This is a genomic window from Shewanella sp. DAU305, assembly GCF_026802235.1.
In the GTDB taxonomy this organism is placed as follows: Bacteria; Pseudomonadota; Gammaproteobacteria; order Enterobacterales; family Shewanellaceae; genus Shewanella; species Shewanella baltica.
The window spans coordinates 2,806,940-2,832,090 of sequence record NZ_CP113808.1 but is presented as its reverse complement, the minus strand read 5'-3'; the positions used below and the strand labels follow the sequence as shown (position 1 = coordinate 2,832,090).

The window sequence follows — 25,151 nt, the reverse complement described above, 5'->3', positions numbered from 1 at the left end:
CCTAGATTTAAAACCATAGATTTAAAACCATAGATTTAATGCCGAAAAATTGAAGCGATAACGTTCTTAGCTTAAGCAAAATCTATTGTCGCAATTTAACAAAAAAGCCCACATTGATGTGGGCTTTTTTAATCGGTAAAAAACTGTACTTAAACAGAAATATTGGCAAATACGTTGTGCTATAGAACCCAGCGTTACAGAATGCGGCGCAGTAAAAAATCGGCTTTAAGGCGACGAATTCGGGTCATGATCTTCTTCACAGGTGCAGGATAACTCTGCAAGGTATCCACTTGGCTGTAGTGATATAACCGCTGCGTATGCTCAAGAATATGCGTCTGCTCTGCTTCAAACTGGGCTTTCCAGCAGCCAATTTCATCTTGGATCAACAAACCATTCTCAAGATCCAGCGCCCAAGCTCTTGGATTCAGGTTAGAGCCTGTGATCAAATGCTTATTACCGTCGGCACTGATGCCCTTGAGGTGATAACTGTTGATGCCATGCTTCCACAGATGGATATTCAGCTGACCATTATCAATCGCCCACTGTTGGCGTTTAGCAAACTTACGCAATGATTGCTCATACATATAGGGCAATGCACCTATAGTGGAGAAGTCCTGCTCAGGCGGAATATAAAAATCGTTAGCCGTCTTGTCGCCCACAACGATGTCGATGCGTTTGCCATTGCGTAAATGCTTAGCTAAGGCGCGCACTAAAATATACGGTGGATTAAAATAGGGCGTGCAGATAAACAGCGAGTCTTTTGACTCTTCCACCAAGGCGACAACCACTTTATTGAGCAAGTTTTTCTTGCGGCCTAGCCCAAGTAACGGCGTGATGCGGTTGCCATCACGGGTTTCCTTAAACTGGTACTCAGCGTCAGACAATCTCAGCTTAAAGCTGCGCATGTCCGTCTTAGGCGGCAGTACTTCTTGTTCAGCGTCTTGGGTTAACGAACACACTGCAGGATCAGCAATGATATTTTTCTGGATCATTGCACGCATACTGCGGGCTAATTCGGCCGACTCAATCAAGTGATAACGGTCGAAACGATACTTATCATTTTGTTGTAAATAGATATTATTGAGACTGGCACCGCTATAGATCACCGCATCATCGATAATAAAGCCCTTAAGATGCAGTACGCCCATAAATTCACGGGACTTAACGGGGACACCTAAGATATCGATGGGATGTTCGGCTTCAGCCATCACTCTGCGGTACATCAAATAGTTACCGCTATCGCCTTTATGGCCAATCAAGCCGCGTCTTGCGCGGTGAAAGTCCACTAATACTTTGACATCAAGCGCTGGATTTGCCGCTTTGGCATCCATCAACGCTTGTAATACTTCACGGCCAGCTTCGTCATCTTCTAAATACAGCGCCGCAATATAAATACTGTGCTTGGCGCTCGCGATACGAGCGAGTAATTCTGCCTTGAAACGGCATGGCGTGAGCAACCACGTTAAAGCCTCGGGTTGAACGGCTATTCCACCAAGCTTATCTAGCAAGGCATCCTCCTTTAATCATGCTGACCACCCCGATAGGAAGCACTGGGGTTCAATGATAAAAACATCACAGCAATATGTGTTAACTCTGGATAGGCCTCTGTCACTGCCTGCCTGATCGTTTGTTCTACTTTAAGATGGATATCAGGGTCCTTAGGGAACCAGAGTAACTCAACTTGGACGAAGCGTTGATCAATTTTTCCATTTCGAAAACTGATGCTTGGGATCCAATCTAACGTGAAACTCTCTGCATTACCTTTACATATATCCGCCAATGACTGCAGTAATGTTTGGCTGAACGCTGCAACGACCGCTTGTGGTAAGCCGCGCATACTAATATGTGGCATGGTTTAGTTGTTACCTAAGAACCTAAAATCGTAAGGGGTAGAAATTACCGACTTCACCTCGTCTCGGCAAGACTTTTCTCCCAAAAGCCTCCTTAAACCTCGCGGTTTTGCTGGTAATTTGACCTCACTCGATGTAATCCTACCGTAGCGCCACTATTTAGCTAAAAATCACATCTTTTAGGCTAGGATTACAACCACATTTAAGGGCTGTTTTTTCGGCACACATATCATGTTAAGGGCAATGTAAAAGTGTGAATATTAACGGTTCGATATTAATCGGACAGTCCCTGGATTAAGTGATGTTTAACGTGACAAGCCCATACAAACCATCGCAGGTTTTACTGAAGATCAGCTAAAATGTCGGCCAAATCACAAAATAATCTTCAAACCTATTTCGTTTACCCCGAACCCAGTGATTTAGCGTAAACTAAAACGCCTATTTGCGATTAAACCAACACGATAAAAGACGAAGACCATGAACAAAAAAATTTTGCTGACGTTAGCGCTGACACTGCTGTTTGCTTGGGGTATTTTCCATTTTAAAACCCAGTTGGGATTACTGATCCTGCCACTGTTTATCGGACTGGTATTGTTTGTTACCCTACGTTTATATCGCTTGATGGAAAAGGATGACGGCAGCAGTGAGGATTAGCCCCACATTGCATCGAACTTAACCAGACGGCCCATGATGTTCTTAATAAAAATGGCCAATAGCTAACATGGAAAGGTTACTGAAAACCACTCTGTATGCCAGCCTACTTCTAGCGGCGAGCCACAATATCGCCCGCGCTGAGCAAATCGACGCAGGAGCGATAGAGACCCGAACCACTTCGCTTAGCCAAGCGGTCAGCAAAATCAGCCCTCGTCACTCGCAAATTGCACTGCTGGCAATGGACATGTCTAACAATCAAGTGATCTTTAGCCAACAGGCCGAGACGCTGTTTATTCCCGCCAGCACGCAAAAATTACTCACAGCTGTGAGTGCCATGACTCAGCTTGGGCCTGATTTTCGTTATGTCACTGAATTATGGACGGACGCACCAATACGCAAGGGCCATATCGCCGGCAGCGCTTATCTGCGTTTTAGTGGCGATCCGACGTTCACTCAAGCCGATCTCAAGGCCATTTTTGCCAGTCTCGTGAAACAAGGCATTAATCGCATTGATGGACATCTGTATTTGCTCGGCGATAAACAAGAGCAAATGCAGGCCCCTGGTTGGGTTTGGGATGACTTAGGCATTTGTTTTGCCGCGCCTGTGTCGAGTTACATTATCAATCAGAACTGCGTCTATGGTCAGTTCAACCCCAGCACGGCCAATAAGCCTTCACAGGTGAGCCTGCGCACGGGGAGTTATGGGGTAAAAGTCAGCAGCGATGCGGTATTTGATCCCAAGGCGAGTCGCGAATTTTGTCAGCTCGATTTGGTGCGACTAGGCCAAAACAACTATCATCTGCGTGGTTGTTATCCGGGCGGTGAAGCGATTGGACTGGCAATTGCGGTCAGCGATCCGTTCAAATTTGCCCAAGATAACCTCATCTCGCTGCTTAAAGGCGAGATGTCACTGGCGGGTAAAGTTAAGCTCGGCACTAGCTTGCCCAAAAAGGCGAAACTGATTGCCAGCCATAGCTCGGCGCCTCTGCCTGAATTGCTCGATACTATGCTGCTCAAGTCGGATAATTTGATTGCTGATAGCCTGTTTAAACAGCTTGGCAAAAGTTATTTCAATGCCCAAGGTAGCTTTACTAATGGCGCGGCAGCCATGCAGCGAATTTTAACAGAGTTAGGCGTCGATCTGAGTAACGCTAACATTGTCGATGGTTCAGGGCTGTCACGCTATAACTTGCTCAATGCCCAGCAGTTAGCGGCGGTATTGGCACTCATCCATAAGGACAGCCGCTTTAGCCCGTTAATGACCAGTCTGCCGCAAGCAGGAATAAGCGGTACCTTAAGGTATCGCATGGGTTACAACAAGCCGCCACTAAAACAGCAAATTTTTGCTAAAACAGGCTCGATGCAAGGCGTGTCTAACTTAGCGGGGTTTATCCGTTTGCCTGAGCACAGTGACACCCTGTTTGTGGTGCTTGAGAATGGCATGAGTCCCGAGCTTAAACATCAGCATAAACCATCGTTTAATGCCGAGTTTCTCAAGCAATTGATTTCAGTGCTGCAAGTGCCATCCCCCACCACAGCAGCGCTTAGTACCGCTGCTCACTCGGTCCAAGATTAAATACTGCCGAGTTGAAATAGCATGATATAAAACAAAAAAGCACTGAGTCATCAGTGCTTTTCTCGTTTTTATTTCGTTTCTATTTAAACGAATCTATCGAAGCATAATTAAAACAACTCTGCAGGCATAGCCATAGTGGTCGCATCACCGGATCTAACTTGAGCGATATGGTAATCCGCTTTAGGCAGTAACTTATCAAAATAGAACTTAGCTAAATAGGCTTTCTGCTCGGCGAACGCTTTATCTTCATGATCAGCGACTTTATCGACCATAGCCAACCAGTAGAAACCATAAAGGGTATAACCAAAGGCATCTAAAAAGTCGACCGCGCAAGCATTAATAAGCGCAGGCTGAGCGACTTTGTGCTCATTAATCGACTCAGCGACTATGACTAATGCATCTAAACGTGCGCATACTGCCGCTACTTTCACCACATCCACGTGAGTAAATGCGCGCATTTGTGCTTTCAAGTCAGCGACAAATTCATTTAATGCAGCAAGATTATCGCCCGTGACTTTACGGCCGAGGAAATCGATGGCTTGAATGCCATTGGTGCCTTCATAAATCTGTGCGATACGGGTATCACGAACTAATTGCTCAATACCCGTTTCACGAATATAACCATGTCCACCAAAGACTTGCTGCGCCATGATCGTCGCATCAAGACCGCGATCGGTTAAAAAGGCTTTAGCGACTGGCGTTAATAAACCCACATAACGCGCGGCTTTGGCTTTAACTTCATCTTGGGCATATTTGGCCAAATCTAGCTGTTGCCCAGTAAACACAGACAAAGCACGGCCTGCTTCTGTCATTGCTCGAATGGTCAACAACATACGGCGCACATCGCCGTGGACGATAATAGGATCAGATTCACTGCCCGTCGGCGAGCCGCCAGCGGCAACGCCTTGATTACGCTCTTTAGCATAATCGGCTGCCATCTGATACGCCGCCTGAGCACTGCCCAGACCTTGAATACCAATCGCTAAGCGCTCGTAGTTCATCATAGTGAACATGCACACGAGACCGCGATTGGGTTCACCAATCAAGAAACCTTGAGCATTATCAAAGTTCATCACACACGTTGCTGAACCTTTAAGGCCCATCTTGTGCTCGATAGAACCCACAGATACACCATTCGCATTAGCTAAGCTGCCATCGGTATTTACCGATATTTTAGGCACTAGGAAGAGTGAAATCCCTTTGCTATCCGGTAGCTTGGCAAGCACTAAGTGGATGACGTTTTGAGTTAAATCATGATCGCCACCCGTGATAAAAATCTTGCTGCCCGTGATGGCATAACTACCATCATCCTGCGGTAAAGCTCGAGTGCGAATATTACGCAGATCAGAACCCGCTTGCGGCTCTGTCATATCCATAGCACCCGCCCATTCGCCGGAATATAACTTAGGCAAATAAGCTTGTTTTAATTCTTCGCTGCCGTGGGCATTGATACATAAAGCCGCACCCGCAGTTAACGAGCCATAAAGCGTAAATGCATTACAAGCACTGTAAGCCATTTCGTCGACTAAGATCCCCAGCATCTTTGGCATGCCCATGCCACCAAATTCAGGATCGCCACACAAGCCAATCCAACCGCCCTGCGAATACTGTTCATAAACGGCTTTGTAGCCATCAGGAGTAATCACTTGATTATCTTGATGTAACACGCCCTGCTCATCGCCCGTCCGGTTCAGCGGATGGATCAACTGACTGCTGATCTTGGCTGCTTCTTCAAGAATGGCATTGGCCGTGTCAATATCGACCATTTCAGCAATCTCAGGCAATTGTGCCCAAGTGTTAGAGGCATCAAATACCTGTTCCAGTAGGAAACGCATATCCGTTAACGGGGCTTGATAAGGGTTCATTGGTAGACTCTTAAACGTAGGATTAAAACAGTTGTTTTAATTTATACCAGTTCACTGTAGAAAACAATCTCATTACAAATACAGCCGCGAATAATATGGAGGTACGTGAGCAAAGTATAAATTCAACCCATAAAAAAACCCTTAAGCTTGAACTTAAGGGTCTCTATTTTAGAAGCTTTACCACAGGATTGTCGCAGCGTTAGTTCACAAGCTTGTGCTTATTACCACATTAAATCATCTGGGATCGCATAATCAGCATAGGGATCATCTTCAACCACCACAGCTTTAGATTCATCCTGTTGCCACAGATAACCACACCACTGCGGCACCAGCAGTTTAACTCGCTCGGCTAACTTATGTGGTACTAAGTAACTCTTATCTTCGTAACGTACTATGCCTAACTGCCCTTTGAGCAATTCTGCCTGCAGTTTTTCATCTATGTATAAAGAATAGATTTTATTATCAAGAGTATAGTTAAACTTCAGTTCGGCATAAGTTGGGATCTTAATCGCAGACTTAGTGAACTCAGTGATTAAACCGCGCACCTGCCCACTCTCTGATGCCTCTGCAAAACGTTGCTCGTTCAGCGCTTTATCTTTTAGCGCCTGCAGACGTTTTTGCTCGGCCACTTCTTGCTTAAAAGCACTGGAGCCATCATCTATTCGTGATTTTTTGTCACGGCGTTTTTGGGTCTTAACGTCGCGAACCTTTTGTTTACTGGCAAGCCCTGCTTTGAGTAGCTGCTCTTGTAATGCATTAGCCATGGATCATTACCTACTTAATCTATATAAAATCAAAGTTCTCGATTTTGAATATCAAACATCTAAAACCAAACTACATTTTCGCGGCCAGTTCGCCAAGCTCTGTCATCGCAATACTGGCGCCGCCAAGTGACCAACCTCCATCAACCGGCAGCACAACTCCCGTAATATAGGACGCCAATTCAGAGCCTAAAAATAACGCAGCATTAGCAATATCCTGGCCTGCGCCGTTGCGTTTTAATGGAACGGATTGGGCAACCTTTTGCTGTAATGCGGCGCTGGGTGCAAGGCGATTAAAGCCTTCAGTGTTAGCTATAGGGCCTGGCATAATCGAATTAATTCTCAGCCCTTCACAGCCCCACTCTAACGCTAAGGTTCGCGTCAGCATATCCACGCCCGCTTTTGCCGCACACACATGAACTTGCATGGGCATAGCAATCGAAGCCTGCGGCGCCGAAATCTGGATAATATTGCCATGGGGGCGACGTAGCAAAGGATAAGCCTGCTTTAGCACTTGAAAACTGCCGAGCAAATCAATGTCCATCACCGACTTAAAACCATTGGCCGAAAGCTTTGCGGCGCTGGCAGGGAAATTACCCGCCGCGCCGCTAACTAGCACATCGATAAAACCAAACTCAGAAGCGACTTTATCAAAACCGACTTCAAGGGCGCTAAGATCGCGCACATCAAAACTCACACCTAAATGAATACCATCAGGATTGGCCTGTTGCAGCTGCAATACCGCGGCATCAACTTTATCTTGGCTGCGACTCGCGACTGCGACATTGGCGCCAGCCTGCGCGAACGCAATTGCAATGGCGAGATTTATCCCACTGGTGCCACCGACAACGACAACATTCTTACCTTGATAGTTAAACATCGTAGCATTAAACATGGGCGTTCTCCGTGAACTGTGAGATATGCACTCAGGGTGTGATTAATTATTTTATGTTGTCATTCAAGATACTATTTCAATTTTTATCCATCATATCAAGGTTACTAACGAGCGATTTCAAGCCTTTTTTATTCAAACGACGGTCAAACCGCGATTGAGACGGCTATTGAAACGTCTATGCCAATGATTGATGAATCGCTTGCAATGCCGCTAACGGATCGGCGGCTTTAGTGATTGGACGGCCTATCACTAGGTAATCTGAGCCCGCTGCTATCGCTTGAGGCGGCGTCATCACCCGGTGTTGATCGCCAGCATCACTCCCAACTGGGCGGATCCCCGGCGTAACGAGTTTGAAGTCCTTACCTAACAGTGATTTTAACGCTGTTGCTTCTTGGGCTGAACACACCACGCCGTCGAGTCCTGCTTGCTGCGTCAGCTTAGCTAATCGCTGAACATGTTCAAATGCAGGCACATTGATGCCGAGTAATTTAAGATCATCATCACTCATGGAGGTTAATACCGTCACAGCGATCAGCATAGGCGCTTTGTCGCCGTATGGCAGCAAGGCCTTTTTGGCCGCTTCCATCATGGCTAAACCACCGCTGGCATGCACGTTCGTCATCCATACACCCAGCTCTGCGGCAGCGGCCACAGCTTTGGCGACAGTATTGGGAATATCGTGAAATTTCAAATCGAGGAATAAATCAAAGCCACGATCATGGATATCTTTCACCAATTGCGGGCCAAACAGGGTAAACATTTCTTTGCCGACTTTAAGGCGGCACATGTTGGGATCGAGTTTTTCTATCAGTTGTAAAGCGTGTTTTTTGTTATCGTAATCAAGCGCTACGAGGATAGGTTTAGTCGTCATCATCTCTCCAACAGAGTTACACTAACATAGATATTATCTTATTTACTCGCCGTCTAAGCCTCTGATCCGCTTGATACTGCCCCAGTTTTTACAGGAAGGACAATGCCAGTAAAGGGCATGTGAAGGGAAACCACACTCTTTACAACGGTAGCTCGGACGGAATTTAATTTGTTGCTCAACGAGCTGCTCTAGCATAGTTAAACTTTGCTTGGCTTGCCCTTCCTCTGCTTGACGCAAATGCATTTGCATCAAGTGCTGAAAACCTTTCATGGTCGGATGCCGATATAGGGCATCGAGCACCATGGTCTCTGCCGCTTTAATCTCATCCAGACTTATCATGTGCTGCGCTAAGGCGACAACCACAGAAGCACCCGCGCCATCGGCCATGGCGCCCGCCAGTAACTCTTGGAAGCCTTCTTTGTCTTGTGTGTCGCGATAAACTTGTTTGGCCGTAGGGATTGCATCGGCAAAAAGCTCAATATCGGCTTTTTTCAGTTGCAGCAGCATTTGCTTGCACTGAGCATAATCTTGAATATCGAGGAATTTTTTCGCTAAGGTCAATAACGCACGACCGCATTGGGGATCTTGCTTTAGCGCCTGTTGCAGCAGTTTAATCTTCTGTGAATCGTCACTGGCTTCATCGGCTAACTGGCAATAGAAATGCGCCGTTAACGGCTTTAAGACTTGCTGACGTTTACGACTTAGACGCTTAGTGATATCAATGGCTTTTTGCCACTCTTTAATCACTTGATAGATAGCAATCAGTTGAGTTTCAGATTCTTCGCTGTGATCATCTTGGCTAACCAAGTTGATAAAGATTTCTTCGGCCCTGTCGTAAAAACCCGCGGCCAGATAATCTTTACCCAGCTCCATCATAGCGATGTCGCGTTGTTCATTGGCTAAGTTTGGACGGGCAATTAAATTCTGATGAATACGGATGGAGCGGTCGACCTCGCCTCGCTTACGAAACAGCGAACCGAGTGACAGATGAGTATCTATGGTTTCATCGTCAACATCTAGCATACTGATAAACAAATCAACGGCTTTATCCGATTCGTTCGACAGTAAGAAATTGAGGCCAGTAAAGTAGTCCCGGCTCAATTGTTTACGTTGATTGCTTTGATTCTGCCTTATGCTCCGTCGCCCCATATACCAACCGTAGGCGGCAGCAATGGGAAGCAACAGAAAGAGTATCTCAAGCATATTAGGCGTCTACATCCTGAGGGGCTTTAGCCATCACTTGGTTTAGTTTCTTTCTCGTTGTCGCTAAGCTCAATTTCAAGCGCACGATATAGTAGCTTGCAACTAACCAGCTCAAGATGAAACCAGCAAAAAAGACGATCGCTAGCACAACAGGTAAACGATATTCACCCTGTGCGACAAAATAGCTGATGGTCACCACTTGTTCGTTACGCGCGCCAAAGATCAACGCCAGAATAAATAACAGTGCCACAAGCACAGTTGCTACAAATGATTTCACGCTGCACTCCCTAAACGCGTTTCAATTTAATGATTATCCAAGAAATTCACTGAGCTGACCAGCATTGCCTTGCAATAGATACAAAAAAGCCTCCTAACGGAGGCTTTTTACTATGCGGTCAATCACACATTAACGGCGTCAACACGCTCGCGCAGTTCTTTGCCTGGCTTAAAGTGCGGGACGTATTTACCTTCCAAATCGACTGATGAACCAGTCTTTGGATTACGGCCAGTCCGCGGTGCACGATAGTGAAGCGAGAAACTACCAAAGCCACGGATCTCAATACGATCACCGCTTTCTAATGTTGTTGCCATTTGCTCCAACATTTCTTTGATTGCGCCTTCAACCTCTTTCGCCGACAGCTGCGACTGCCTGGTGGCGAGTTTTTCGATAAGTTCAGATTTCGTCATCCTAGCTATCCCCTATTATCAAGCCAAACACAGTCGCCTAATGGGGAGAGAAGTCTCCCCAAACAACAGGCGATTATTTACGAGCTGCTTTAAACGCTTCAGCCATTGCATTGCTAATAACAGCGTCATCTTGTTTGTTCAGAGTCGCCATTACTTCTTTCTCTTCAGCTTCGTCTTTCGCTTTGATTGACAGGCTGATAGAGCGGTTCTTACGGTCAACACCCATGAACTTAGCTTCGATTGCATCACCTACATTATAGACAGTAGATGCATCTTCGATACGCTCACGTGAAATGTCAGCTACACGGATGTAACCTTCAACAGTGTCAGCCAGTTCAACAGTCACACCTTTAGCATCAACAGCAGAAACAGTACCGTTTACGATAGTACCTTTCTTCTTGTCAGCCAAGTATGCGTTGAATGGATCATCTTCAGTTTGCTTAACACCTAAGCTGATGCGCTCACGCTCTGGATCTACAGACAGAACCACTGCATGGATTTCATCGCCTTTCTTGTATTCAGAAACTGCGTCTTCGCCAGTACCGTTCCAAGAAATGTCAGACAGGTGAACTAGACCATCGATACCGCCGTCAAGACCGATAAAGATACCGAAGTCAGTGATTGACTTGATCTTACCAGAAACCTTGTCGCCTTTGTTGTAACGAGTTGCGAAGTCATCCCATGGATTGGTCTTACATTGTTTCAGACCAAGAGAAATACGACGACGCTCTTCATCGATGTCCAGAACCAGAACTTCAACTTCATCACCTAAGTTAACAACTTTAGATGGGTGAATGTTCTTGTTAGTCCAATCCATTTCAGAAACGTGAACCAGACCTTCAACGCCTTCTTCGATTTCTACGAAGCAACCGTAGTCAGTTAGGTTAGTAACGCGACCAGTTAAACGTGTGTTTTCTGGGTAGCGTTTGCTGATTTCTAACCATGGATCTTCGCCAAGTTGTTTCAGACCTAGAGACACACGAGTGCGCTCACGATCGTACTTCAGTACTTTAACGTTGATTTCATCGCCAACATTGACGATTTCTGATGGATGTTTAACACGTTTCCACGCCATATCTGTGATATGTAGCAGACCGTCAACACCACCTAAATCTACGAATGCACCGTAGTCAGTCAGGTTCTTAACGATACCCTTAACTGCTTGACCTTCTTGCAGGTTTTCTAACAGTGCATCACGCTCAGCGCTGCTTTCTGATTCGATAACTGCACGACGAGAAACAACAACGTTGTTACGCTTCTGGTCTAGCTTGATAACTTTGAATTCTAATTCTTTGTACTCTAAGTGAGCGGTGTCGCGAACTGGGCGCACGTCAACTAGAGAACCTGGTAAGAAGGCACGGATACCGTTTAATTCAACAGTGAAACCGCCTTTAACTTTACCATTGATGATACCGATTACAGTTTCAGCATCTTCATAAGCTTTTTCCAGAACGATCCAAGCTTCATGACGTTTCGCTTTTTCGCGAGACAGTTGAGTCTCACCGAAGCCGTCTTCAACAGAGTCAAGAGCTACGTCAACTTCATCACCAACAGCGATTTCTAAAACACCTTGAGCGTTTTTGAATTGTTCAGCTGGGATTGGGCTTTCAGACTTCAGACCCGCGTCAACCAGTACCATACCGTTTTTGATTGATACAACAGTACCACGAACGATAGAACCTGGACGGAATTCCAGAGTTTGAAGGGATTGTTCAAATAGATCAGCAAAAGATTCAGTCATGTTTAGGTTACTTTCTTTATTAAACCACTGTCCGTCCTAGACGTGGAGTCAGTCAAATTATCCGTATCATCCTTAATACGAATACCTATCCGGTGGGCTAACTTAGTTAGTGTCGGATAATTTTTGGTTGATAAAATTAAGCGCAAGCGCTAACACTTCATCAATACCCTTTCCGCTTGTATCGATAATGAGCGCGTCCTCGGCGGGGACTAAAGGAGCCACCGGACGATTCATATCGCGGTCATCACGTTCGATAATTTCACTTAAAAGGCGCTCGATATTAACATCGAAGCCCTTGTCCTGCAACTGATTATAGCGTCTTTGGGCACGCTCTTCAGCTGAGGCGGTTAAATATAATTTTGCCGGCGCACTTGGGAAAACCACAGTTCCCATGTCGCGACCATCGGCAATTAATCCTGGCGCCGTTTTAAAGGCCCGTTGACGACGTAATAAGGCTTCTCTCACCCGTGGAAACGCGGCGACTTTTGAAGCGGCATTCGAGCACTCTTGAGTGCGAATGTCGGTGGTGACGTCTTCACCTTCCAATATCACTTGAACCGGATCGGTATCATTGCCTGTTAAAAACTTCACATCGAGGTGTGCCGCTAACAGCGTGATCGATTCTTCATTTTCCAGTTCAACGTTATGATGAATTGCAGCAAGCGCAAGAACTCGGTAAATAGCACCACTATCAAGTAGTTGCCAACCTAGATGCTGAGCCAATAATTGACTAATTGTACCTTTGCCAGCACCACTTGGGCCGTCGATTGTGACTACAGGAGCCCGTTCAGACATACATTCCTCCGCAAAAAATAACCATCATCCGTGAGTTCATCAAGTGAGCCCCCGAAAATGAGCGCGCAGCATTGTACAACAAAAGACAAACAAAATCCGTGGATTTTTTATGAAGATTAGCAGCCGCGCAAATACGGCTGACTATTCTTGACATCGCTTGTTATTACAATAACGAATCAAACGGACTTAGCCTTGCAGACTCGCAAACTGCTTAAAGTAGTCGGGGAATGTTTTAGAAGTGCAATCAGGATCATTGATAGTAATACCGCAATCGGCAAATGCCAGCATCGAAAAACACATGGCCATACGATGATCATTGTAGGTATCAATTTCTGCGGTGTTAATCACCGCAGGCGGGGTGATTTTAATGTAATCGTTGCCCTCTTCAACCTCGGCGCCTACTTTACGTAATTCCGTCGCCATGGCCGCTAAGCGGTCGGTCTCTTTAATGCGCCAGTTATAGATATTACGAATAACGGTCGTGCCTTTAGCAAATAACGCTGCGGTAGCAATGGTCATAGCCGCATCGGGAATGTGGTTCATGTCTAAATCAACGGCCGTTAACTGAGAGCCACGCGCAATAATATAGTCATCGCCCCACTCGATATCTGCGCCCATTTTTTCAAGCACATCGGCAAATTTCACATCGCCTTGAATACTTAAACGGCCCACGCCGGTGACTTTGACTTCACCGCCCTTAATCGCCCCTGCGGCGAGGAAATACGATGCCGATGACGCATCACCTTCGACCAGCACTTTACCCGGCGACACGTACTGCTGACCGGCAAGGATCTCAAAACGGGCATAGTCATGGTTGATGACTGTTACGCCAAATTGCGCCATCAGGGCCAGTGTAATATCAATATACGGCTTAGAAACTAACTCGCCCTTGACATGGATATTCACGCTGCCCTTTGCAAGCGGCGCCACCATCAATAGGGCGGTTAAAAATTGGCTTGACAAGTCACCCGCAATCTCAACATCGCCGCCATTAAGACCCGTCGCATTAATCGTCAGCGGGGGGAAACCGTCATTTTTAAGATAAACGACATTGGCACCAAGTTGCCTTAAGGCATCGACTAAGTCGCCAATCGGGCGCTCTTCCATGCGTGGTTCACCCGTGAGGGTAAATTCGCCTTGACCTAAGGTTAAGGCGGCGCACAAGGGGCGCATTGCCGTGCCTGCATTACCTAAAAATAATTCCTGCGCAGATTCAGAGGAAATCACACCGCCTAAGCCATCGAGTTCACACACAGTATTGTTTTGCGATAAACGGTAGTTCACCCCTAACTGCTTGAGGGAGGCCAGCATGTGGCGAATATCATCTGAGTCGAGCAGATTGGTAAGCGTGGTCGTGCCTTGGGCTAAGGTGGCCAATAATAAGGCTCGATTTGAAATACTTTTTGAGCCCGGAATATTGATCTCACCGCGGACTTGCACAACAGGTTCAAGACGTAATTGCTTCATGAATAAATCTTCTTTCTCTATAGGGCGTCATCATCACGATCACGCGGACTGAATACGCAAAATGGCAACTTCACGCTACACAGCGTCAAGTTAAGATTACAAATAAAAGGAGATTGGGGCCTTGTTGGTGCTTCGTCGTTATAAAATTACCGATTGTCGCTAAGGATTCAACCGTTTTTTCGAGAAAAATGGCTTTTTGGTCAGATTATTTACTGAGTTCAGTGTAAAAATAACAAAAACGCAAAATTTAAGCGGTTAATTTAGGATTTAACCGTATTTTTGGCAGGCTTTTTTGCCAAGATAACTGGCGTGTAATCACAGTTTTCACTTTAAATACTTTACCTTTCCGCGCTATTCTAAGCCCCAAACGATAAATAACGCATATCTGATACAAACAATCACGTTTGCACTATAACCAGAAAGGTAGATGGAGCTATGTTTAACTCACTCATCGCAATGCCAGCAGATCCCATCCTTGGCTTGTTGACTCAGTACCGCGAAGACACCCACCCACAAAAAGTTGATTTAGGTGTGGGCGTTTATAAAGACCCTACAGGCGTGACCCCGATCCTGAGCTGCGTGAAAAAAGCCGAGAAATTCCGTCTCGATACCGAAACCACCAAAGTGTATATCGGTCCAACCGGCTCGCCACAATTCAACACCTTAATGACAGAATTAGCCTTTGGTGCAAATCACAGTGCTATTCTCGCCAATCGTATCCGTACCGTTTCTACACCCGGTGGTACTGGTGCACTGCGCGTGGCAGGAGATTTTATCAAACGCTGCAACCCGAATGCGGTGTTATGGGTAAGCGACCCAACTTGGGCAAACCATATCGGTTTATTCGAAGCGGCTGGCATTACCGTTAAAACCTATCCGTATTATGACTACGATAGCAAATCATTGAAATTTGATGAGATGCTTGCTGCCCTATCGCAAGTGAGTCCTGATGATGTGGTGTTATTCCACGCCTGTTGCCATAACCCGAGCGGAATGGATTTAACCACAGAACAATGGGATAAAGTGGTTGCCCTGACAAAAGAGCAAGGCTTTACCCCACTGATTGACATGGCCTACCAAGGTTTTGGTGATGGCGTTGATATTGATGCCTACGGCGTGCGTCAAATGGCGGCAGCAGTCGATAATATGATCCTTTGCAGCTCATGCTCGAAAAACTTCGGTTTGTACCGTGAGCGTATCGGTTCGTGTTCTGTGATTGCTAAAGATGCCAATACCGCCAATGTCGCGCAATCAGTGCTGCTTTATGTGGTTCGCTGCCTCTACTCTATGCCACCTGCCCACGGTGCCGCGATTGTTGAGACGATTTTAGGATCGGCAGAATTGACCCAAGAATGGCTAGATGAGCTGAAAGTGATGCGTGATCGCATTAACGGCAACCGCGCCATTTTAGTGGATAAACTTAAAGCCAATGGCGTAGACCGTGACTTTAGCTTTATCGCCCGCCAAAAAGGCATGTTCTCCTTCCTCGGGGTGGATCCAGAGCAAGTGGCGCGCCTACAAAAAGAATTCAGCATTTATATGGTCGGTTCAAGCCGCATCAGTATTGCTGGGATCAGTGAAGATAACGTCGATTACTTAGCCCAATCAATTGCTAAAGTGCTCTAAGCGCCGCTGAGTTTATCTGCACCGCTCACTCTGCTGTACTCCCGCAATAAAGGAATACAGCAGAGTTCATTTACCGCCTCAAGTGTTAAATTATTCAATCGTTCTACCCGATCAGTTTTGACCTTTTATTCTCTTCGTTTTATCCCCAAATATGGCAAGCTGCGCCACGTCTCACTGTTTCAAGCATTTATTTTCAATCGTAAAACCACATTCTAATGATTTTGACATCGCGGCTTTATCGCAAGAAACCACAAATTGTGACCTCGGTCGGCGGATTTCCATTTCATCAATCAGGGCTGCGGCTATTTTCACTTTTTAAAGCCAGATCCGCCCAGTAGATTAGTAGTCATTATAGAACTTGTGGATATTCCGCCATGCTATTACAAGATAAATTAGTGCAAATCGTCACCAATCCGCAGCTTTCACCTAAGCAAAAATCCAACTATTTAGCGTTAGAGGCAGAGGCGAGTTTGCCCTACATGCCGATATCGACTGAAGCAAAAGCGGCGATGAATGACGGCATTATCTGCGATATGTTTGAAGGCCATGCGCCGTTTAAACCGCGCTATGTGTTGCCAGATTATGCCCGCTATCTAAAGCAAGGCTCTGAATATTTAGAGCTTTCACCAGCGCAGGATTTAGATGAAGCCCTCAATGCTTTAACCATCCTTTATCACCACGTGCCTTCTGTGACTAATATTCCAGTGTATCTAGGTCAGCTGGATGAAATATTAATGCCTTTCACCGAAGGAATGGATGCAGAGGTACTTTATCGTAAACTTAAACTGTTCTGGATCATGCTCGACAGAACGCTGCCAGACGCCTTTATGCACGTCAATATTGGTCCGACCGATAACCTAGTTTGCCGCACCCTACTGCGCATTGATGCCGAATTAAAACAAGTTGCCCCCAATTTGACCTTTATGTACGACCCAGCCATTACGCCAGATGATTTGTTGCTGCTCGCCACCACCAATATTTGTCAGTGCAGTAAGCCGCATATCGCAAATTATCCACTGCATGCCAGCGCGTTTGATGCACGTGGGTTTGGTATTGTCAGTTGCTACAATGCCTTGCCGTTAGCGGGCGGCGCCAATACCTTAGTTCGGCTCAATCTTAAAGAAGTTGCGTTAAAGGCCACTTCGATTAGTGATTTCTTTGATTCTGTCTTGCCAAATTACTGCTCGCTCACCTTCGAACTTATCGAGGCGCGCTCGGCATTTTTGCATCAAGAGTCACACTTCTTTGACAGCTTTTTAGTTAAAGAACAATTGATTGATGAGTCGCGTTTTGCGCCCATGTTTGGCATTTACGGTATGGCGGAAGCGGTAAATATTCTGCAATCATTAACAGCCAGTGGAGAAGTTAAGCAAACTAAACGAGCTAGCAATGGTCTTGAATATGGCCATGAAATGGATGCAAATCAGCTGGGCTATCGTATTTCTGCCACGCTCGATGCCATAGTGAAATCCACACCCGTCGCGCACGGTTACCATGGGCGAGCACTGCTGCATTCACAGGGCGGCATCAGTATCGACAAAGACGTGACCCCAGGTGTTCGCATTCCCTATGGTACTGAACCTAATCCCATCGCTCACATTCAAGCCTTAGCGCAACATCATCAGTTTTATACGGCGGGGATTAGCGATATTTTGACTATCGATGAAACCGTAAAATCCAATCCCCAAGCCATGTTCCAACTGTGTAAAGCGGCGCTTGAGTTAGGTTTTAGGGAATTTACCGCCAATGTGGCCTCTAACGATTTAATGCGCGTGACCGGCTATATGGTAAAACGCTCGGACATTGAAGCATTTAAGCAATGTGGCTCACGCCTCAATACCACAGGCTTAGCCGCAGAAGCGGCGGTTAATACAGGGATATTACAACGCCAAGCACGAGTCATAGCCCATGAACACTCCCCTTGTGTCTTTGAATAGGCAAGTAATGGTTAGTCAGCTATTGCCCTTTTCCTGCGTTGACGGGCCTGGCAGCAGGCTCGTGTTATTCTTGCAAGGCTGCAACTATCAATGCAAAAACTGCCATAACCCACATACCATAGGGTTGTGCGATGCTTGTGGCGATTGTGTCGCCACCTGCCCTGACAATGCGCTGACATTGATAAACCTCAATAATAAGCCTCGCATTAGCTGGGATAGTGAGCGTTGTAGCCAATGCGATACCTGTCTTGCCGTGTGCCCGAAACAAGCGAGCCCTAAGGTCACGCATTACACAGTTGAGGAAATACTAGGGATTCTGCACAGTAAGCGTCACTTTATTAATGGTATTACCGTGAGTGGCGGCGAAGCGAGTCTGCAACTGCCATTTATTATTGCGCTGTTTCAAGCTATTAAGGCCTCAAAGCCGTTATCACACTTAACGTGCATGCTCGACACCAATGGCAGTTTGAGTCTAACGGGTTGGCATAAACTACTGCCGTTTTTAGATGGCGCTATGGTGGATCTTAAAGCATGGCAGCAAGATACCCATAGGTATATTACCGGGCGAGATAACCATGCGGTATTCAAATCCATTCAGCTATTGGCTAAACAGCAAAAACTGTATGAGGTGAGATTGCTGCACATTCCGAGCATAACGGATTACGAGGAAGAAATAGACGCACTAGCGACCTATTTACTTCTGCTAGGCCCAGATACGCGAGTTAAGTTAAATGCCTTTCACCATCATGGTGTTGTCGATGACGCACTAAATTGGCCAAGCTGTAAACAAGCCGATATTGAACGCTTAGCCGCAACGCTTGCAAAGCGAGGCGTCACCAATCTTACCTTACCCTCTTGCTATATTTAGCGACTGCAAAGCAAAATTTGCTCGTACAGCCAGCGCAGTGCGGGATCTTTCATGCTTTGTTTATGCCAAACGAGGCTGTAAGCCACTTTGCCATATTCTATGGGTAAAGATTTAACGGTTAAGCCTTTAGCTTGGCTGGCAATAGATGCCCAGCGGCGCGAGCAGGTGAAAAGCAGTTCACTGTGGTGACACATTAACGCTGCGCTACCAAAATCAGGGACCGAAATGGGTACGGCGCGTTTTTTAGATTGCTGGGCGAGCAAAATATCAAAAAAAGGCGTACTCAAATCTGTGTCCGTAATGCCAATATGGCTAAAACTCAGGTAGTCATCGAAGCTGATCTGCGACTGCTTAGCTAATGGATGGGATGAATTCATCAGACAGACCATTTCATCGCTGAACAAGGTTTCCCACACCAGATCGTCTTGAAGATAATTAGGTTGGCTCAGATCGTGGGGTAACAGCACAAAATCTAACGAGCCTTTGATGAGTCCATCAAAACCAATATTGTCTTTGCTATAAATATCGAGATGAATATGGGGGGCCAAATTGAGAATATGGGCACTTAATTTGGCGGCCAGCAGTTCAAAGGTGCTTTCGCGCATCGCAAGTGAAAAACGCCCCTCAAAATGGGCAGGGTTAAACGCATCCTGACTCATGATCTGATTCATATCATTGATCATTTGCTGCACGCTTGGGCCTAATCGTCTTGCCAATGGGGTTGCGACCAGTGAGTTGCCGTTACGATAAAACAGTTCATCGTTCAAACTGTCCCTGAGCTGGCTTAAGGTTTTACTGACGGATGAGGGGCTAAGACATAAACGTTCGGCGCTGGCGGTTACGCTCAAGGTATCGAGCATCACATGCAAAGTGATCAAATGCTTCATACTAATACGCGAAAGCTTGGCCAAATCCATCGGTGACATCCTATTGATTTATCGTGTATACGCATCTAAAGATACGTTCTTTTAATCATGATAAACAATAACATACAACTAACCCAGCATCTTACTCAGTAATGCGCGTCAGCTCACAGGCTTTCTCACAGCGAGTGTTCTTGAAGGCATCTGGTCTCAACGTCATCTTGCTTGACGCCATTGTCGATAAATTAAAGCTAACAAAAAAGCGAATGCATTTGAGCATTCGCTTTTGGGATGTCTAACTTTGGATAGCTAACTTGGAATGGCTAGCTGATGATAAACATAACGTTTATATGCAGGCAGCAAAACCTAGGCACTGAGCGCCGCAAGCTAGTGAGTGACTATATAGATAGCTAAGCCTAGCTATGTTTCGCCGCAAACTCGTTCATGAACTTGACCAAGGCAACTATGCCATCGAGTGGCATCGCATTGTAAAGGCTAGCACGCATGCCGCCGACAATGCGATGACCCTTGAGGGCCACGAGTCCAGCAATTTGTGCTTGCTTTAAGAACTCACCATCGAGCGCTTCGTTGACTAACTGGAAGGTCACGTTCATTTGTGAGCGATTCGCTGCAACAACACCATTACGGTAGAAAGCATTACCATCAATGCATTGATACAACATCTGCGCTTTTTGTTGATTAATTTTCGCAATACTCGAAATACCGCCAGTCGATTTCAGCCAAGCAAAGACTTCAGCGGCAAGGTACCAAGCAAAGGTTGGTGGCGTGTTGAACATAGAATCATGCTCGACGGCTAGACGATAGTCCATGATGGACGACTGCGGTAAACTCGGCAGTTTTAACATGTCATCGCGTACTATCACTATCGATAGACCCGATGGACCTATGTTCTTTTGCGCACCGGCGTAAATCAAGCCGTAGCGGCTGACATCGATTTCACGGGACATAATTGTTGATGATAAATCGGCAACAATCGGCCAAGGTGAGTCTAATTCGTCAAAAATTTCGATACCATCTACTGTCTCATTTGGACAGTAGTGAACATAGCGATAATCGGCATCGATTTTATGTAAGTCAGGTAAGACGACCGCATTGAGTCCATTGTGTTTTTCAACAATATTCAGACTATCAATCTGTGCTTCACCCGCCAGTTTCTGCGCTTCTGCTAACGCGGCAGATGACCATTGACCACTGACTAAATACAGGGCTTTACCCTGCTCGCCGAGAAAATTATTCACGACAGCAGAGAACTGTCCGCGACCACCGCCGTGCATAAATAGCACATGGTAATTTGCAGGGATCTGCATCAGTTCACGTAAATCGGACTCGGCTTGCTCGGTCAGCGCGATGAACTCTTTACTTCGGTGGCTGATTTCCATCACGGAAACGCCTTGGCCATTCCAATCAAGTAATTCCTGTTGTGCTTTTTTCATTACCGCTGCGGGTAACATTGCAGGTCCAGCACAGAAATTATAAATCGCGCTCACTGACACTCTCCTTAATCCCAACCATGATGTATGTATTGATAAATACGAAACCATTCTAAAACGAATAATGCTACCAACAATCAATGCCATTAAAAAAACGAGCGTCCAATTGGACGCTCGTTAATATGACACTTAATTACTCTTCGTCTTGCTCATCATCAGCAAGCTCGTCTTCATCTTCGTCCAACTCTTCTTCGTCATCCAGCTCTTCATCAAGAGCCTCGTCGGCTAATTCGCCTTCGATAATGACAGGAACAATCGGTAAACCGTTTTCATCCAGCTCGACTTCATCTTCATCACTTTGGATTTCGTCGATACGTTGCAGGCCAACCACTTTCTCGTCGCCCGCGGTGCGAATAATCGTCACACCTTGCGTGTTACGGCCAATGATAGACACGCCGCCCGCAGGTGTACGCACTAAGGTGCCTTTATCACTGATGAGCATCAGTTCGTCGTTAAGACCCACTTGCACTGCGCCAACAACCGCGCCGTTACGTTCGCTCACCTTGATAGAAACCACACCTTTAGTCGCACGGCTCTTCGCTGGGTATTCAGACAGTTGAGTCCGTTTACCGTAACCGTTTTCAGTCACAGTCAGAATCGCGCCATCGCCTTTGGGTACGATAAGCGACACAACTTTTTGACCTTCTTCTAAACGGATACCACGAACGCCTGTTGCAGTACGGCCCATAGGACGTAAGGACAAGACTTCTTCACCAGTTTCAGGATCGGTTTTCACTTCGCCTGTTTCAGAATCACGGACTTTCTCACCAAAGCGAACCACTTTACCTTCGTTCGAGAACAACATGATTTCGTCATCACCGTTAGTGATATCGACACCGATCAGTTGGTCACCGTCTTTGAGGTTAACGGCGATAATGCCGTTTGCACGTGGGTTGCTATAAGCTGTTAGTGCGGTTTTCTTCACAGTACCGTGTGAGGTCGCCATGATGATGTACTTGTCAGCCGCGTATTCACGTACTGGTAGAATCGCAGTAATGCGCTCGCCATCGGATAACGGCAGCAAGTTAACAATTGGACGACCGCGTGCCGTACGGCTCGCTAATGGCAATTGATACACTTTGAGCCAGTACATCTTACCAAAGTCAGAGAAGCACAAAATGGTGTCATGGGTATTGGCAACTAACAGTTTTTCAACGAAATCTTCGTCTTTTACTTTAGTTGCCGCTTTACCTTTACCACCACGGCGCTGGGCTTGGTAATCGGTCAAGGGTTGATACTTGGCATAACCTAAGTGCGACAGTGTCACCACAACGTCTTCTTCGTTGATCAAGTCTTCAAGACTCATATCGACTTCGTTAGCATTGATGACTGTACGGCGAGCATCACCGTATTCATCAAGGATTTGAACTAATTCTTCCTTGATGACTTCCATCAAACGCTCAGGACTGCGCAGAATAAACAGCAGACCCGCAATAAATTCGAGCAGCTCTTCGTATTCGGCAATGATCTTATCGTGTTCAAGACCGGTCAAACGGTGTAAACGCAGTTCTAGAATCGCCTGAGCTTGTTGCTCAGTCAGGAAATATTGACCGTCGCGGATACCGTATTGTGGCTCTAACCACTCAGGACGCGCGGCGTCATCGCCCGCTTTTTCCAGCATGCCTTGAACGTGGCCTAATTCCCAACCTTGCTCAACCAATTTCACTTTGGCATCCGCAGGCGTTGGTGAGGCTTTGATCAGTGCAATAATCGGGTCAATGTTAGCCAGTGCAACCGCCAGCGCTTCCAAAATATGGGCACGCTCACGGGCTTTACGCAGTTCAAATACGGTACGACGCGTCACCACTTCACGGCGATGCAGAATAAAGCATTCGAGCATTTCTTTAAGGTTAAACAGTTTAGGCTGACCATTGGTCAGGGCCACCATGTTAATCCCGAAAGAACACTGCATTTGCGTTTGAGCATACAGGTTGTTTAATACCACCTCGCCCACTTCACCGCGCTTAATTTCGATAACGATACGCATACCGTCTTTATCAGACTCGTCGCGTAGACCGCTGATCCCTTCAAGCTTTTTATCTTTAACCAGCTCGGCAATCTTTTCGATTAAACGGGCTTTGTTCACTTGATACGGGATTTCAGTCACGATAATGCGCTCACGGCCATTATCTTCGGTTTCCACATCCGCCAGTGCACGCATGATCGCGCGGCCACGGCCGGTTTTATAGGCATCAATAATGCCTTTACGGCCATTGATAATTGCCGCAGTTGGGAAATCCGGACCTGGAATGTATTCCATCAACTGTTCAATAGACAGTGAGGGTTCTTCAATCAGTGCCAAACAGCCTTTCACGACTTCCGTTAGGTTGTGTGGTGGGATGTTGGTCGCCATACCTACCGCAATACCCGATGAACCGTTAATTAACAGGTTAGGTACGCGTGTGGGGAGTACAGCTGGAATGAGTTCTGTGCCGTCGTAGTTAGGGACGAAATCCACTGTCTCTTTTTCAAGATCGGCCAGTAATTGGTGCGCTAACTTATCCATACGGATTTCGGTATAACGCATTGCCGCCGCTGAGTCACCGTCGACCGAACCGAAGTTACCTTGGCCGTCGACTAAGGTGTAACGCAGTGAGAATGGCTGGGCCATACGGACGATAGTGTCATAAACAGCAGAGTCACCATGAGGGTGATATTTACCGATGACGTCACCGACCACACGGGCAGATTTTTTGTAAGGCTTGTTCCAATCGTTCTTCAATTCACTCATGGCAAACAGAACGCGGCGATGAACCGGCTTTAAGCCGTCGCGCACGTCTGGTAATGCACGTCCCACGATAACGCTCATGGCGTAATCAAGGTACGAATTCTTTAGTTCGTCTTCGATATTAATTGGCGAAATAGATGATGCCAGATCAGTCATAAACTGCTCGTTCCCCTGAAAAATAGCCGACAACGTATAATCCGTATCATTGCCTAGCCCAAAAACGTGATTTGGCATTCTAACACAGTTATTTAATGTCGCCAGACCTATCCTTATCGAATTGAGAGTCTGGTGGCTTAATAGATGAAAACACTGTCAATTTGGTCGTTTGAGCGATAAACCAGCGTTGAAATTCGCGGCTTAGGATGAGAAAAAATCGTCAAAGGGATGAAGTAAAAGGTCGATACAGAGCACAACAATTAACATAAAAGCAGAAAACTGCCGAAAATTCACTCAACCACAAGGGCTTAGCTCAGTCGAACACTTTGTTTATCAAACATAGTCGTTATAATAGCCGCACAATACAGCTACTTCAGGTAATAGCATGCATCAGAATACCAATGTGGACCCACAGGAAATCGCAAAGTTTGAACGTATGGCCGAAACGTGGTGGGATCTCAACGGTGAATTTAAGCCGCTGCATCTATTAAACCCGCTGCGCTTAAATTATATCGATCAAACTGCTGGCGGCATTTTCGGTAAGAAAGTGCTCGACGTTGGTTGCGGTGGCGGAATTTTATCTGAAAGCATGGCCCGTATCGGTGCCGAGGTTGATGGTCTTGACATGGGTGATGAGCCCTTAGAAGTCGCCCGCCTACATGCCCTCGAAACCGGCGTAAGCATTAATTATGTAAAAAATACCGCCGAGACCCACAGCCAAGATCATCAAGCCTATTACGATGTGGTGACCTGTATGGAAATGCTGGAGCATGTGCCCGATCCACAATCGGTGATCAAGGCTTGCTGCGACATGGTTAAACCCGGTGGCTTTGTGTTTTTCTCCACCATCAACCGCAACATTAAATCCTACGTTCACACGATTCTCGGCGCAGAATATTTGCTGAAGATGTTGCCAGTTGGCACCCATGAGCATAAAAAATTCATTAAGCCTTCGGAATTGATTGAGCTTGTGGACAATACCGATCTGATCTGTACCGATGCATTGGGCATCAGCTACAACCCGCTGACGGGCATTTTTAAATACACGCCTAAAGTTGATGTGAATTACATGATAGCGACGCGTAAGGTTGATTAAT

Annotated in this window: 20 protein-coding genes and 1 pseudogene; 6 read left to right on the top strand and 15 right to left on the bottom strand. The window is 46.3% G+C overall.

Going from position 1 to position 25,151, the window contains the following annotated elements:
* Positions 1–194: 194 nt before the first annotated feature.
* Together pssA and OX890_RS12010 are read right to left on the bottom strand one after the other, a co-directional pair.
* Positions 195–1,508, bottom strand: a complete 1,314-nt coding sequence (gene pssA, locus OX890_RS12015) for a CDP-diacylglycerol--serine O-phosphatidyltransferase (RefSeq protein ID WP_011846782.1) — start codon at positions 1,506–1,508, stop codon at positions 195–197.
* 11 nt (positions 1,509–1,519) lie between these two features.
* Positions 1,520–1,852, bottom strand: a complete 333-nt coding sequence (locus OX890_RS12010; RefSeq protein WP_006081709.1) for a DUF1904 domain-containing protein — start codon at positions 1,850–1,852, stop codon at positions 1,520–1,522.
* 475 nt (positions 1,853–2,327) lie between these two features.
* Between OX890_RS12010 and OX890_RS12005 the strand changes: the two genes are divergently transcribed.
* Together OX890_RS12005 and dacB are read left to right on the top strand one after the other, a co-directional pair.
* Positions 2,328–2,504, top strand: coding sequence for a hypothetical protein (locus OX890_RS12005; protein ID WP_006081710.1), 177 nt, complete (start codon positions 2,328–2,330; stop codon positions 2,502–2,504).
* Between the two features lie 67 nt (positions 2,505–2,571).
* Complete coding sequence (gene dacB, locus OX890_RS12000) at positions 2,572–4,080, top strand: D-alanyl-D-alanine carboxypeptidase/D-alanyl-D-alanine endopeptidase (protein ID WP_126491880.1); 1,509 nt, start codon at positions 2,572–2,574, stop codon at positions 4,078–4,080.
* Positions 4,081–4,187: 107 nt separating this feature from the next.
* Here dacB and OX890_RS11995 read toward each other — a convergent pair whose 3' ends face one another.
* From OX890_RS11995 to aroA, 10 genes and pseudogenes are all read right to left on the bottom strand, one after another.
* Complete coding sequence (locus OX890_RS11995; protein WP_268649267.1) at positions 4,188–5,945, bottom strand: acyl-CoA dehydrogenase family protein; 1,758 nt, start codon at positions 5,943–5,945, stop codon at positions 4,188–4,190.
* Positions 5,946–6,166: 221 nt separating this feature from the next.
* Positions 6,167–6,709, bottom strand: coding sequence for a DUF2058 domain-containing protein (locus OX890_RS11990; protein WP_268649266.1), 543 nt, complete (start codon positions 6,707–6,709; stop codon positions 6,167–6,169).
* Positions 6,710–6,779: 70 nt separating this feature from the next.
* Positions 6,780–7,601, bottom strand: a complete 822-nt coding sequence (locus OX890_RS11985; RefSeq protein WP_268649265.1) for an SDR family oxidoreductase — start codon at positions 7,599–7,601, stop codon at positions 6,780–6,782.
* A 175-nt stretch (positions 7,602–7,776) separates the two neighbouring features.
* On the bottom strand, positions 7,777–8,472 hold the full coding sequence (gene pyrF, locus OX890_RS11980; RefSeq protein ID WP_268650610.1) for an orotidine-5'-phosphate decarboxylase: 696 nt from the start codon (positions 8,470–8,472) through the stop codon (positions 7,777–7,779).
* Positions 8,473–8,514: 42 nt separating this feature from the next.
* Positions 8,515–9,675, bottom strand: coding sequence for a lipopolysaccharide assembly protein LapB (gene lapB, locus OX890_RS11975; protein WP_259529292.1), 1,161 nt, complete (start codon positions 9,673–9,675; stop codon positions 8,515–8,517).
* Position 9,676: 1 nt separating this feature from the next.
* Positions 9,677–9,952: a LapA family protein gene (locus OX890_RS11970; protein ID WP_006081717.1), complete on the bottom strand. Its 276-nt coding sequence runs from the start codon at positions 9,950–9,952 to the stop codon at positions 9,677–9,679.
* A 122-nt stretch (positions 9,953–10,074) separates the two neighbouring features.
* The gene (ihfB, locus tag OX890_RS11965) at positions 10,075–10,362 is read right to left on the bottom strand and encodes an integration host factor subunit beta (RefSeq protein ID WP_006081718.1); all 288 of its coding nucleotides are present in this window, start codon (positions 10,360–10,362) and stop codon (positions 10,075–10,077) included.
* Between the two features lie 73 nt (positions 10,363–10,435).
* Positions 10,436–12,106 (bottom strand): annotated as a pseudogene (gene rpsA / locus OX890_RS11960) (30S ribosomal protein S1); the annotation flags it as partial.
* Positions 12,107–12,205: 99 nt separating this feature from the next.
* Positions 12,206–12,898, bottom strand: a complete 693-nt coding sequence (gene cmk / locus OX890_RS11955) for a (d)CMP kinase (protein WP_006081720.1) — start codon at positions 12,896–12,898, stop codon at positions 12,206–12,208.
* Positions 12,899–13,084: 186 nt separating this feature from the next.
* Positions 13,085–14,365 carry a 3-phosphoshikimate 1-carboxyvinyltransferase gene (gene aroA / locus OX890_RS11950; RefSeq protein WP_259561485.1) on the bottom strand — a complete coding sequence of 427 codons (1,281 nt, stop codon included), beginning with the start codon at positions 14,363–14,365 and terminating at the stop codon, positions 13,085–13,087.
* A 435-nt stretch (positions 14,366–14,800) separates the two neighbouring features.
* Between aroA and OX890_RS11945 the strand changes: the two genes are divergently transcribed.
* The 3 genes from OX890_RS11945 to OX890_RS11935 all read left to right on the top strand — a co-directional run bounded on the left by OX890_RS11945 (position 14,801) and on the right by OX890_RS11935 (position 18,796).
* Positions 14,801–15,991: an amino acid aminotransferase gene (locus OX890_RS11945; RefSeq protein WP_268649264.1), complete on the top strand. Its 1,191-nt coding sequence runs from the start codon at positions 14,801–14,803 to the stop codon at positions 15,989–15,991.
* Between the two features lie 374 nt (positions 15,992–16,365).
* Positions 16,366–17,928 (top strand): YjjI family glycine radical enzyme, encoded by a 1,563-nt coding sequence (locus tag OX890_RS11940; RefSeq protein WP_268649263.1) that lies wholly within the window; start codon positions 16,366–16,368, stop codon positions 17,926–17,928.
* Positions 17,900–18,796, top strand: coding sequence for a YjjW family glycine radical enzyme activase (locus OX890_RS11935; protein WP_268649262.1), 897 nt, complete (start codon positions 17,900–17,902; stop codon positions 18,794–18,796). The genes OX890_RS11940 and OX890_RS11935 overlap by 29 nt, the downstream gene beginning before the upstream one ends.
* Here the strand turns inward: OX890_RS11935 and OX890_RS11930 are convergent.
* The 3 genes from OX890_RS11930 to gyrA form a co-directional block, all read right to left on the bottom strand.
* Positions 18,793–19,713: a LysR family transcriptional regulator gene (locus OX890_RS11930; RefSeq protein WP_268649261.1), complete on the bottom strand. Its 921-nt coding sequence runs from the start codon at positions 19,711–19,713 to the stop codon at positions 18,793–18,795. The genes OX890_RS11935 and OX890_RS11930 overlap by 4 nt on opposite strands.
* A gap of 362 nt (positions 19,714–20,075) precedes the next feature.
* Positions 20,076–21,167 carry a 3-phosphoserine/phosphohydroxythreonine transaminase gene (gene serC / locus OX890_RS11925; protein ID WP_006086766.1) on the bottom strand — a complete coding sequence of 364 codons (1,092 nt, stop codon included), beginning with the start codon at positions 21,165–21,167 and terminating at the stop codon, positions 20,076–20,078.
* Positions 21,168–21,303: 136 nt separating this feature from the next.
* Positions 21,304–24,054 (bottom strand): DNA gyrase subunit A, encoded by a 2,751-nt coding sequence (gene gyrA / locus OX890_RS11920; protein ID WP_006086767.1) that lies wholly within the window; start codon positions 24,052–24,054, stop codon positions 21,304–21,306.
* A gap of 385 nt (positions 24,055–24,439) precedes the next feature.
* Here gyrA and ubiG point away from each other — a divergent pair, with 385 nt between their 5' ends.
* Positions 24,440–25,150 carry a bifunctional 2-polyprenyl-6-hydroxyphenol methylase/3-demethylubiquinol 3-O-methyltransferase UbiG gene (gene ubiG / locus OX890_RS11915; RefSeq protein WP_006086768.1) on the top strand — a complete coding sequence of 237 codons (711 nt, stop codon included), beginning with the start codon at positions 24,440–24,442 and terminating at the stop codon, positions 25,148–25,150.
* Position 25,151 lies beyond the last annotated feature (1 nt).